At 64.1% G+C, this 11,595-nt stretch carries 9 protein-coding genes; 5 read left to right on the top strand and 4 right to left on the bottom strand.

The annotated features are described in order from the left end of the window. Positions 1–47 precede the first annotated feature (47 nt). Entirely contained in the window at positions 48–2,681 is a 2,634-nt protein-coding gene (locus G566_RS0108890) for a TonB-dependent receptor (protein WP_022680323.1), read from the top strand. A 221-nt stretch (positions 2,682–2,902) separates the two neighbouring features. On the opposite strand, the gene G566_RS0108885 is transcribed toward G566_RS0108890, so the two are convergent. Continuing rightward, positions 2,903–3,505 (bottom strand): TIGR02466 family protein, encoded by a 603-nt coding sequence (locus G566_RS0108885; RefSeq protein ID WP_029131462.1) that lies wholly within the window; start codon positions 3,503–3,505, stop codon positions 2,903–2,905. A 98-nt stretch (positions 3,506–3,603) separates the two neighbouring features. Between G566_RS0108885 and G566_RS0108880 the strand changes: the two genes are divergently transcribed. After that, positions 3,604–4,899, top strand: coding sequence for a right-handed parallel beta-helix repeat-containing protein (locus G566_RS0108880; RefSeq protein WP_169522820.1), 1,296 nt, complete (start codon positions 3,604–3,606; stop codon positions 4,897–4,899). On the opposite strand, the gene G566_RS0108875 is transcribed toward G566_RS0108880, so the two are convergent. From G566_RS0108875 to G566_RS0108865, 3 genes are all read right to left on the bottom strand, one after another. Next, on the bottom strand, positions 4,900–5,397 hold the full coding sequence (locus G566_RS0108875) for a GNAT family N-acetyltransferase (RefSeq protein ID WP_022680320.1): 498 nt from the start codon (positions 5,395–5,397) through the stop codon (positions 4,900–4,902). After that, positions 5,394–5,735: an ArsC/Spx/MgsR family protein gene (locus G566_RS0108870; RefSeq protein ID WP_022680319.1), complete on the bottom strand. Its 342-nt coding sequence runs from the start codon at positions 5,733–5,735 to the stop codon at positions 5,394–5,396. Before G566_RS0108870 ends, G566_RS0108875 begins: the two co-directional genes overlap by 4 nt. Positions 5,736–5,849: 114 nt before the next feature. Next, entirely contained in the window at positions 5,850–7,712 is a 1,863-nt protein-coding gene (locus G566_RS0108865) for an NAD(P)-binding protein (RefSeq protein ID WP_022680318.1), read from the bottom strand. 103 nt (positions 7,713–7,815) lie between these two features. Between G566_RS0108865 and G566_RS0108860 the strand changes: the two genes are divergently transcribed. From G566_RS0108860 to G566_RS0108850, 3 genes are all read left to right on the top strand, one after another. Beyond that, positions 7,816–8,358 carry a hypothetical protein gene (locus tag G566_RS0108860; protein WP_022680317.1) on the top strand — a complete coding sequence of 181 codons (543 nt, stop codon included), beginning with the start codon at positions 7,816–7,818 and terminating at the stop codon, positions 8,356–8,358. Between the two features lie 31 nt (positions 8,359–8,389). After that, positions 8,390–10,369, top strand: a complete 1,980-nt coding sequence (locus G566_RS0108855) for an NAD(P)/FAD-dependent oxidoreductase (RefSeq protein WP_022680316.1) — start codon at positions 8,390–8,392, stop codon at positions 10,367–10,369. A 98-nt stretch (positions 10,370–10,467) separates the two neighbouring features. Further along, entirely contained in the window at positions 10,468–11,592 is a 1,125-nt protein-coding gene (locus G566_RS0108850; RefSeq protein ID WP_022680315.1) for a CaiB/BaiF CoA transferase family protein, read from the top strand. The last annotated feature ends 3 nt before the right edge of the window (positions 11,593–11,595 follow it).

Raw genomic sequence — 11,595 nt, 5'->3', positions numbered from 1 at the left:
CGCATTTGTCACGAAACTGAAGTCACAACGGGCGGGAGCGAGGTAACATGACGCAGATCTACAGCCAGACGCAGGCCAATTGCATGCGGGCGCTGCCGGCGAGTGCCGGCACGGATCTGGTGACTGGCGGCGCGCTGCCGGCCGCTGGCGGACTGTTGCCGTCGCGTCTGGCCCGGCTTTTGCTTGGCGTTTCTGGCCTGATTCTGGCCGCCACGCCGGCCATGGCCCAGCAGGCTGTTGCCGCAGACGACGGGGCCGGCGAGATTTTGGTGACGGCCCGCCGCAACAGCGAACGGCTGATCGACGTGCCGGCCAGCGTGTCGGTGGTCACTGCCGAAACGCTGGCCGCCACCGGCACCTTCCGCAGCCAGGAAATCCTGCAGCTCACGCCCGGCGTGACCATCGTTTCGGGTTCGGCGGAAGCCGGCGACACCCAGATCAACATCCGCGGCCTCAACGGCGCCCGCGACGCTGAATCGAGCGTGGCGCTGGTGGTTGACGGCATTTTGAAAACCAACACGGCGCAGCTCAATCAGGTGCAGGGCACGCTGCGCCAGGTGGAAGTGCTGAAGGGCCCGCAGGGCGCCATCTATGGCCGCAACGCGGCGGCTGGCGCCATCGTCATGACCACGATCAAGCCGGGCGACGTGCTGGAAGGCGCGTTCCGCGCCAATTATGGCGAACTCGCCACCGGTCAGGCCTTTGGCTATGTCGCCGGCCCGCTGTCTGATGCCGTCGGCTTCGTGCTGTCGGCCAATTATCAGACCACCGATGGTTTCTGGCGCAACGAATTCTTGGGCAATGCCAAGGTTGTCGACGATCAGGAAAATTACGGCATCGATGGTCGCATCGTCGCCAAGCTGGGCGAGGCCACCACGCTCGACGTGAAGAGCCGCTATGCCAAGTTGTCCGGCGCCTCGATCAACTTCAACGCCAGTTTCCACCTGCCCAACTTCGCGGCGGTGAACCCGGCCTTCTATGAAAATGTGAACAGCCACCCATTCCGTTATTACAGCAACATCCGCCCGACCAACGAGCAGACCACCTTTGAAACCTCGGCCCGAGTGGAGCATGATTTCGGCACGGGCAAGATCACCGGCTGGATGCTGTATTCCGATGTCGATCAGGCGTTGACGGCCGATGGCACATCCGCCGATTTCGCGCGCTACACTTTCCCGGGCGCCAGCGCGACCAGCCAGGCCGTGGCCGCCAAGTGCGCCGCCACCACCTTGCAGCTGGCGGGCTATCCGCTGAATCCGCCGACGTTCATCGGCACCAGCTCGACACCGTTCATCTTCAATCCGGGCACCGGATCCACTTATGGTGCCTACAGCCCGACCACGTGTGACGGCACCCAGCTGCAGACCCGCCAGCAGAAGGACATCTCGGCGGAAATCCGCTATGCCTCCACGCTGGATGGTCCGATCAACTGGTCGGTTGGCCTCTATTACCTCAACATCGATCGTGAAACCGGCATCAGTCTGGGCGCCGATCTGGGCCAAGGCGTGTCGCCCACGCTCTACAACGCGCCCGGCTCGTCCAACCCGACCAGCCAATTGTTCAACGATCGCTTCCGTACCGATGTCTATGCCGCCTTCGGCTCGCTTGACTGGAAGCCGGTGGAGCAGTTCACCGTGGGTCTGGCCTTGCGTTATGACATCGAACGCCGCCGCGCCGAAAATCTGGTGCCGTTCGTGCTTGATCCAATCAGCGGCGGGCAGATCAACCCCGGCCAGGTGGGCGGCCCGATCCCGCCGGCGGCCAACACGTTCAAGCAGCTGCAGCCCAAGATCACCCTCGGCTACAAGCTGAACGACGATACCAACCTGTTTGCCAACTGGGGCGTGGGCTTCAAGGCCGGCGGTTTCAACAACCAGGGTTCGGCCGCCATCGTGAACAACAATTTCAACAATGGCGTGACCGTTGGCACCATCAACGCCGGCGTGACGATCAGGGATCAATATCGCCTGGAACGCTCATCCGCGTTTGAAGCCGGCATCAAGGGCAGCCTGCTGGATGGCCGCATCAGCTATGATCTGGCGGGCTATTATACCAAGGTCCGCGACATGCAGTTCTTCGAATTCTTCGTGGGCGGCTTTGGCCTGCTGCGCGTGGTGTCGAACATCGACAAGGTCGATCTGTGGGGCGCCGAACTCAACCTGAATGCCAAGATCGTCGATGGCTGGACGGTGTTTGCCAGCGGCAACATCACCGACAGCGAGATCAAGGCCAATCGAAGCCGGCCGGATACGCTGGGCAACAAGAGCCCCTATACAGCCGATTACACCCTGAACGTCGGCACACAGGTGAGTGTGCCGGTTAGCGACGCCCTGAAAGCCAATTTCCGTGCCGATTACCGCCTGACCGGGCCGACCTGGTTCCACAGCGTGCAGGATCAGGAAAAGCCAACGCTTTTCAGCGGTTTGTTGCCGATTTCGGCGCTGCAACTGCCGGCGGTGGTGGGCAACGCGCGTTATGACGTGACCCGTCGCGATGCGTTCGGCGTCGTAAATCTGCGCGCCGGCATCGAATGCAAGAACTGGCAAGTATCGGTGTTTGCAAACAATCTGCTCGACAAGATGTGGCTGAACGAAGTGATCCCGGCGATCGAGTTTGGTGGATCGTTCATTTCACCCGGCCAGCGCCGCATTATTGGCGGTGAAGTCAGTTTCAAGTTCTGATATTGATTTCAGCTAAGGGCCGCCTCTTCCCGGGGTCGGCTCACTTGGCGGGGAGGGCCCGCCCGGCCTGTCGCTCCACCCCCACCCAGGAGCGACGGGCCGTTTGATTCTTGGGGACGGCGGTTGGGAAGCGGCCTGGTTGCGCCCGATCCACCACGCGGCAGCGACAGAATAACGGGGCTCCGAATCACGTCAGGGGCGACAGGGTAAACCAGCGAAGATCAGGCGAAGTTGAAGCTGATCGAAATGCGATCCGCCTTGGCGGCGCTGGGCATCACCTCGTGGCGCAGCCAGCTTTCCCACAGCAGCAGATCGCCCGGCGCTGGTTCGACGTGGACGAAATTGCGGTTCTCGGCCGGCGCATCGGCGCTGCGCGGGGGGCTGTGCATCAGCATCGGCAGGCGCGGGTCTTCGAAGCGGATGCTGCCGGCGCCAGCGGGCACCTCCACATAGAGTGTGCCTGAAATGATGCTGTGCGGGTGGATGTGCCCGCTGTGGCCGCCGCCGGGTTTGAGGATATTGACCCAAAGGCTGTCGAGCTTTGGTTTACGCCCTGCAAGATCGAGATGCGCGGCCGCGGCAAAGGCGCTGGCCTGTTTCACCAGCCAGCGCGCCAGATCGCCAAAGGCCGGATCGCGCGACGGCAGATCGTTGAGCGAGGCATAGCTGGTGTAGCCGCGATAGCGGTTGTCGCGGCTCCAGCGGCGGCCGGCGCTGTCGTCCTCGGCCAGCGTCCGGCAACTGTGGGCCAGATCGGCCAGCAGCGCGGTATCATCAAGCCGGCCCTGCCAGAGCGGGGTGGGGAACAGGAATGTGGTCGCCATGCCCCGCCCCATGGCGGCTTCGCGGCCGGCGGGCAAGCCCGAGGGCGATAACATCCGTAATAGATGCAGCGCGATTGCCGCACGCAAGCTCCACCCTGATGCAGCCGTTACCGGCCTTGGACAGGGTTGCCGCCAGCACGGCGGAAACGCTGCCAGCCGGGCGACCGATCATGGGCCGCCCGGCGGACAGCACGGGAGACACAGGAATGACGCCGTTCCGATTGCGCCCCACGATGATGGCCGGCCTGGCCGTGATGGCTCTGGCCAGTGCCGCCAGTGCGCAACAGGTGATCACCCTGACCCCAACCAGCAGCCAGACGGCCGTGCTGGCCAGCGTGCGGCCGGGCGACACGCTGCGCATCACCGGCACATTCGCCATCCCGCTGGTGCTGCGCAATCGTGATTTCGGCAATGTGCAGGTGGATGCCCGCGACGCCGTGTTTCAGAGCGGGCTGGTGCTCAACAACGTGCACAATCTGGCGTTTTCCGGCGGCACCTATGGCCGCGCCGATCTTGATCTGCGCGCCTGGCACACGGTGCAGGTGCAGTTCAGCAGCAACATCAGCCTGGCGCAGGGCCTGTATCTGGGCAACCGTGACAATCGTGGTTCTGGCCTGCTGGTGGTGCAATCCCACCAGGTTACGGTGCGGGATTCGCAGTTCACCGGCCATGGCACCGGCATGGACGTGCGCAGTTCCACCGGCGTGCTGGTGACGCGCAACAGCATTACTGGTAGCTTCGCCGATGGCATCAACGTAGTGGACAGCCAGCGCGTGATCGTTTCATCGAACAGCTGTTCGGCCTTCACGCCGGGCGTTGGTTCGCACCCCGATTGCATCCAGTTGTGGAGCCTGAATGGCCGGCCGCTGCAATCCGATATCGCCATTCTGAACAACAGCGCCATCGGCAACATGCAGGCGTTCGTGTCGTTCGATCCGCGCACCGGCAGCGGTGAACGGCTGATCTTTGCCGGCAACTATGCGGCTGTCACCTTCACCCATGGCGTGAGCTGCACCCGCTGCAACGACAGCATCTTCATCGACAACGTGCTGTCGAACCTGCCGGAAGCGCGCTGGGGCGCGCCCACGGTGCGCCTGACCGAAGGCTTGCGCAACATCGTGGCCAACAACCAGTCGTTTGATGTGCGCGGCCTCTCCGGCCAGCCCTGCTTTGCGCTGGCAGCACCCACCCGGTCCAGCTTCACGCCGGCCTGGGCAGACAGCGTTGGCAGTCAGATCAGCAGCCTGTTTGCCGCCGGATTCGGCAATCCGCCGGTCGCGGTGAGCAACGTGCCCGAACCGGCAACTTGGCTCATGCTGGGGCTGGGCTTCTTGGCGGTGGGACACCAGCTGCGCCAGCGGCATCGCGGCGGGCCAAAGTGGGTGATGGCCTGATTAGCCCACCAGGCTGCGCTGCATCATCACAATGTCGAGAGGCTTGCCGAACTTTTCGCCAATCTGTTTCAGCAGGCCGGCGCGTTCGAAGCCGCAGGATGCATGAAGGCTGATGGATGCATTGTTGCCAGGATCGCCGATCAACGCGATCAACTGCCGGAACCCGGCCGTTCGCGCCGCGCTGCTCACCGCCATCAGTAGAGCCTGGCCGATGCCGGTGCGCTGGGCATCGGGCGCCACATAGACGCTGGTTTCGCCGCAATAGCGGTAGGCCGGGCGATCCCGGAACTGGGTGACATAGGCATAGCCATCCACCTTGCCCATCGTCACATGCACCAGCCACGGCCAGCCATGCGATTTCACCTTCATCAGCCGCTGCGCCATTTCGGCCGCAGACGGCGGTTCGATCTCGAAACTGGCGGTGCCGTTCAGCACGGCGGGCGCATAGATGGCGGCCAGGGTCGGGGCATCTTCCATGCGGGCAGGACGGATGCTCATGCCGCTTCCAGCGCGCGTTCGGCCGGGCGGGCGAGCATGGTGCCACCGGGCCCGATTACCACCGGGCGGTTGATCAGGATGGGATCGGCCAGCATGGCGGCCAGGATGGTGGCGTCGTCCGCTTGCGGCAGGCCGCGTTCCTCTGCATCGGTGCCGCGCGTGCGCAACAGGGCCTTGGCGCCGCCCACGGCCGCGGCCACGCCAGCCAACGTTGCGGCATCGGGCGGGGTTTTCAGATATTCGATCACGTGCACATCATGGCCCTGTTCGTGCAGCAAGGCCAACGCACCCCGCGAGGTGCCACATTTGGGGTTATGCCAGATGGTGATAATGGCCATTTGCCGTGTTTCCGCCGCCAACCCCCTGGCCTGCCAAGGATTGGCGGCCTTGTTTTGCCGCAGTCTGACATGGGGTGGCTGGCGAAGTCCAGCGACCTCAGCCAGCGATTTTTGCTAGATAAGTCCGCGGCTGATCAGGCATTCCTGCACGGCCCGTTCGCCCATGTCGATGGCGGTGTTGGTGAAGGCCGAAGCCGACGCATCGGCATTGGCGATGGCCATGCGGCCGAAGCTCTGCCGGCCCAATATGTGTGGGCGCTGTTCGTCGTGCACATCCGGATCGCCCAGCGTGTCATAGGTATAGCTGTAGCCATGCGGCCAGCGGTTGACGGTGATGCCGGCAATGTCGCGCGCCGCCTCGAAACCGGCACTGCCCAGCATGCGCTGCAGCTGGCTCCTAATTTCGCGTTCAATGGTGGTGTAGTCGGTGGCCAGCATGTCGGCACGGCCGATGCGGTTCTGTTCCTTGCGTGGGCTTCCGGGGCTGTTGGGATTGCGCACCATGTGCAGCACGACCGGTTCATCCGGCGTCTGCGCGCTGCGATAACCGCCGATCGCCATTGGCGTGTCGAGCGCGGTGGTGGTGTGATAGCCGTTGGGCGCATGGATGGCCTTGATGCCCAGCTTCGCCCACGCCTTCCAGTCGCGCAGCAGCACGTTGGTATATTGCATCGGCACCTTTGACGGATAGAGCAGCGCCGCCTTCTGCGCCTGCGGCAGGCTGGGCACGATGAACGGGATGATGTTGTTGAAACAGGCCAGGATCACATTGGCCGCCGTCACCGCGACGCGCTGGCCATCCTTCACATACACCACGCGCGCCGCCTTTTCGGTGCTGCGCGTCACCGGCCCCAGATGTTCGGCGCGGATCACCATGCTCGAAAGCCGGATGCGCACCGCATTCTTCGCATTGTCGAGCGCGGCATAATTGGCCGGCGCCAGCACGACGCTTTCCTGATCGAGCTTGCCCGGAAACACGCCCGGCACCAGCGCCGACACCAGCAGCCGCGCCACCGATGCATTGCCATCGGGCCAGTGAAAATGCTGGGCTTCGGCGTGAATCTGGCCGGGCAGGGTCATGCCGGCAAAGCCCGGCGCGCGCTTGCTCAAGGCGGCTTCCCAGGCCGGCAGCGTGTCCACCCGCTTGTTGTTGCGATAGCCCTGGCCGGTGAAGAAGGGCAGGCATTCGGGCAGCATGCCGGCATGTTTCAGCAGATAATCCTGATAGCTCATGGCCTTGAGCGCCGCCGCCTTTGCCTCTGGATCAAGGCCGGGGAGATGATCCTTCACTTGCGTGTGCAGGCGCGTCAGGTCAGCGCGGACGGCGGGCGAGAGCGGGGCTTCGGCGAAGAATTGTGGCCACGGTTTCTTGCCCGTGCCGGTGACCAATTTGTCGTTCAGAAAATGCTGCCGGTCAAAGAAAGTGGCGTTGCCCAGCCCGGCATAGGCCTTGGTCTCGAACCGCTCATAGCTGGCCAGATCGACACCCAGATCGGCCAGCAGCTTTTTCGACGTGAAGCTGTAAGGGAAGGGCGATTCAATGCTCATCGTGCCGCCATAGGCAAGGATAGTGCGGCCGCCGTAGTGGAACTCGTTGCGCTTGGCGTGGCCGCCGAAATCATCGTGATTGTCGAGGATCAGGATCTTGCGATCGTCGCCTAGCGCCTGCCGGTAGAAATGGGCCGCCGACAGTCCGGAAATGCCGCCGCCCACGATCACCAGATCATAATGTTCGCCGCTGTCATCCGCCGGAACCGCGCCGCCAAAACTGCCGTCGCGGGCCATGTGCGCGGTTTCGAAACTGCCGGGATATTGCCCGCGCAGGCCGGTTTTCAACGGGGGATAGTCGGGCGCTTCGGCCGCCCATGCCGGCAAGGATAGGCCAGACGCCGCGACACCAACCGCCACGCCGCTGATGAAATCCCGCCGCGCAATCGGCCGGTTCATCCCCAACGTCCGATCAGACCAATCGCTCATCACCTAGTTCCCCCTGCCGGCTCCGCCTCTCCGTCATCCGACGAGCGAGACAAGGCCCTGCACACAGGCTAGCATCCCGCCATCGCAGTGCAAGGAGGGGCCGATGCGCCAGACCATCCCGTTGATCGCCGTCATGCTGGCTGCCGCCGTGCCCGTCGCCGCCCAGACCCCGGCAGCGCCGCCCGCTGCCAAACCCACCGAAACCTGCCGGGCCGACAGTCTGTTTCGCCAGCAGGATTTCACCGTTGGCGAATGGGATGTGTTTGCCGGCGACAAGAAGACCGCCGAAGTCTCCATGAAGCTGATCCTGAACGATTGCGTGATCGAGGAACGCTGGATGGTGCTCGACGCGGCCCGGGGCGGCAATGGCGTTGGCCTGTTCAACTATTCGCCTCTGCTGAAGAACTGGGGCTATTACTGGGCGACGGATACCGGGGCGACCACCAGTTTCCGCGGCAGCCTGATCAAGCCCGGCGAGATGCGTTATGTCACCGAACGGCCGCTGCCGAACGGCAAGGTGCGGCTGCGCCACTGGACGCTGTTTGCCAACTCGGATGGCACCATCCGCGAACTTTCGGTGGGCACCGAAGATGGCGGCACGACCTGGACCACCGAATATGATCTGAAGTGGGTGCGACGGAAATAACAATGGGCAAAGTGCACTTGGGGGCTGGCCGATGCTGGATGATGACGCACTGGGCATGAACGCCCGCATCAGCCGCCGCGATTTCGTGAACGGAGCCGCGGTGGCGGTCGGCGCGCTCGGGGCCGGGGTGCCGGCACTGGGCGCAGCGCGAGCCGGGGGCCTGATCCCGCAAGACGAGACTTACCCCCCGTCCCGCACCGGGATGCGCGGCAGCCATCCGGGCTCGTTCGAAATGGCGCATGCGTTGCGCGACGGCCAGAAACCCGGCGACGCGCAGGATACGGGTGAGACCTATGATCTTGTCATCGTCGGCGGCGGGCTGAGCGGCCTGGCGGCAGCGCATTTCTATCGCAAGGCAGTGGGGCCGCAGGCACGCATCCTGATCCTTGATAATCACGATGATTTTGGCGGCCACGCCAAGCGCAACGAATATGTGGTGGATGGCAAATTCATCGTCATCAACGGCGGCACGCTGAATATCGAGTCGCCCGAACGCTACAACAAATGGGCGCGTTCGATCCTTGATGATCTCGGCATCGATCTGGAGCGCTACAAGGTCACCAACGATGCCAACAGCCGGCTCTATGCCGGGCTCGGCCTGCGGCGCGGCTATTTTTTCGAGAAGGAGCGTTGGGGCAAGGATCAACTGGTGGTGGCCGATCCGGCGCAGCGCGGCATGCGCGGGCCGCGGTTCGGCGCAGAGTTCCTCGCCCGCACGCCTCTTTCGCCAAAGGCCCGTGCCGACATGGCGCGGCTGCTTGCACCCGATCAGCCAGATTATCTGGCCAGCATGGATGTGACGGCAAAGAAGGCCTTCCTCGCCCGCACATCGCTGCAGGATTATTATACCCAAACAGTCGGCCTCGATGCCCAAGCGATGTGGTTCTTCATGACCATGGGCCGCGCCAGCTTCTGTGTCGGCGCCGATGCCACGCCGGCGCTGTTCGGCTGGGTGCAGGGCTATCCCGGTTTCTCCGGCCTTGGCCTGGGCCAGGTACCCGATGGCCTGTTTGCCGATCTGCACGGCGGCCACCACGGCCGCCAACGCGAAGGCAAGGAGTCCATTCATTTCCCCGATGGCAATGCCACGCTGGCCCGGCTGCTGGTGGCGGCACTGGTGCCTGGGGCGACGCCGGCGCGCACGCAGGAAGACATGGCAACCGCCCGCATCAATTATGCTGCGCTCGATGCGCCGGCAAACCCGGTGCGCATCCGGCTCTCCAGCCTCGTTCTCAACGTCAGCCACGACGGCGATGCGGCGAGCGCCAGCAACGCGACGGTGCGTTATGTGAAGGATGGCAAGCTGCAATCGGTGCGCGCGAAGGCGGTGCTGCTCGCCTGCTGGAACGAGGTGATCCCGCACATCATGCCGGAATTGCCCGCCGCCCAGAAAGACGCGCTGCGCTATGGCACCAAGGGGCCGCTGGTCTATACCAATGTCGTGCTGCGCAACTGGCGCGCCTTCCACAAGCTCGGTGTGTCCAATTTCTATTGCCCAACCATGTTTCACGACACGGTGGCGCTCACCGAAGCTGCCAGACTGGGCGGCGTGGTCCACGCGCAAAGCCCGGACGAGCCGATCGCGCTGCATCTGACGCAATTTCCCGCCGAACCCGGCCTGCCGCGCCGCGAGCAGCACAAAATTGGCCGCGCCCGCCTGCTCGCCACCAGCTTCGAGGATTTCGAGCGCGAAACTCGTAGCCAATTGGCACGTTTGCTTGGCCCCGGCGGCTTTGATCCGGCGCGCGACATCGCCGCCATTACCGTCAACCGCTGGCCGCATGGCTACAGCTATACCTACAACAGCCTCACCGATCCGGTGGAGTGGGTCTATGCCCAAAGCCCCACCCGCCCCTGCGTCATCGGACGCCAGCCCTATGGCCTGGTTGTCATCGCCAATGCCGATGCCGCCGCCAGCCCGCACACCGATGCCGCGTTCGAGGAAGCCCACCGCGCTGTGAGCGAGATCGTCGAGCGGCAGACCTTCTCGTTCGTGCCCCGCACCGATTGAAGGCCGCCGGCCGCAGTGCCTGCCCCTGCCACCCCCAACAGCTTGGCCTGCCGCGCCCGGCGTGCCACTTGTGGCCCAAACACAAGGGAGTGACGCATATGGCCGGGCCGCTGCAGGGAATCAGGATCATCGAACTGGCCGGGATCGGGCCGGGGCCATTTGCCGGTATGATGCTGGCCGATCATGGCGCGGAAGTGATCCGGGTGGATCGGCCGGGCGCGCGGATCGATGCGCGTGATCCGCTGCTGCGCGGCCGACGGGTGATCGGGGTGGATCTGAAGAGTGACGAAGGCAGGGCGCTGGTGTTGGATCTGGTGAAATCCGCCGATGCGCTTTTCGAAGGTTTCCGCCCCGGCGTGACCGAGCGGCTGGGCCTGGGCCCGGCAGAATGCCACGCCGTCAATTCCAAGCTGGTATATGGCCGCATGACCGGCTGGGGCCAATTCGGCCCCTATGCCAATGCCGCCGGCCACGACATCAACTATATCGCGCTGGCCGGCGCCCTGCACGCCTATGGCCGGGCGGGCGAGAAGCCAACGCCGCCGATCAACATGGTGGGCGATTTCGGCGGTGGCGGCATGATGCTGGCGTTCGGCATGGTTTCGGCGCTGCTGCACGCGAAAACCACCGGCCAGGGCCAGGTGATCGATTGCGCCATGACCGATGGTGCCGCCGCGTTGATGGCGATGATCTGGGGTTTTCGCGCTAACGGCATCTGGAAGGACGAGCGCGGGGTGAACCTGCTCGATACCGGCGCCCACATGTATGACACGTATGAATGCGCCGACGGAAAATGGATCAGCATCGGCAGCCTGGAACCGCAATTTTATGCGCTGCTGCTGGAAAAGACCGGGCTGAAGGACGATGCCGATTTCGCCGCGCAGATGAATTCGGCGCAGTGGCCGGCCCTGAAGGAACGGCTGACCGCGCTGTTCAAGACGCGCAGCCGCGATGACTGGTGTGCGGACATGGAGATGACCGACGTGTGCTTCGCGCCCGTGCTGAGCATGAGCGAAGCGCCGCATCACCCGCACAACGCCGCGCGCGGCACCTTCGTGGAAGCCGATGGCGTGATGCAGCCTGCGCCCGCCCCGCGCTATTCGGCCACCGTGAGCGATGCGCCGCGCATGACAAAGATGGCCGATACCGATGCGATCCTGGCCGAACTGGGGTACGACTCGGGCAAGGTGGAGGCCCTGAAGGCGGCCGGGACGGTGAAGTGAGGG

Source organism: Sandarakinorhabdus limnophila DSM 17366 (genome assembly GCF_000420765.1).
In the GTDB taxonomy this organism is placed as follows: Bacteria; Pseudomonadota; Alphaproteobacteria; order Sphingomonadales; family Sphingomonadaceae; genus Sandarakinorhabdus; species Sandarakinorhabdus limnophila.
The sequence above is the reverse complement of the archived record's forward strand: the minus strand, read 5'-3'. Positions and strand labels throughout refer to the sequence as shown.

Coding starts and splice junctions, on each gene's coding strand:
- G566_RS0108890 (WP_022680323.1), top strand. CDS start 48: ATGACGCAGATCTACAGCCAGACGCAGGCCAATTGCATGCGGGCGCTG.
- G566_RS0108885 (WP_029131462.1), bottom strand. CDS start 3,505: ATGGCGACCACATTCCTGTTCCCCACCCCGCTCTGGCAGGGCCGGCTT.
- G566_RS0108880 (WP_169522820.1), top strand. CDS start 3,604: ATGCAGCCGTTACCGGCCTTGGACAGGGTTGCCGCCAGCACGGCGGAA.
- G566_RS0108875 (WP_022680320.1), bottom strand. CDS start 5,397: ATGAGCATCCGTCCTGCCCGCATGGAAGATGCCCCGACCCTGGCCGCC.
- G566_RS0108870 (WP_022680319.1), bottom strand. CDS start 5,735: ATGGCCATTATCACCATCTGGCATAACCCCAAATGTGGCACCTCGCGG.
- G566_RS0108865 (WP_022680318.1), bottom strand. CDS start 7,712: ATGAGCGATTGGTCTGATCGGACGTTGGGGATGAACCGGCCGATTGCG.
- G566_RS0108860 (WP_022680317.1), top strand. CDS start 7,816: ATGCGCCAGACCATCCCGTTGATCGCCGTCATGCTGGCTGCCGCCGTG.
- G566_RS0108855 (WP_022680316.1), top strand. CDS start 8,390: ATGCTGGATGATGACGCACTGGGCATGAACGCCCGCATCAGCCGCCGC.
- G566_RS0108850 (WP_022680315.1), top strand. CDS start 10,468: ATGGCCGGGCCGCTGCAGGGAATCAGGATCATCGAACTGGCCGGGATC.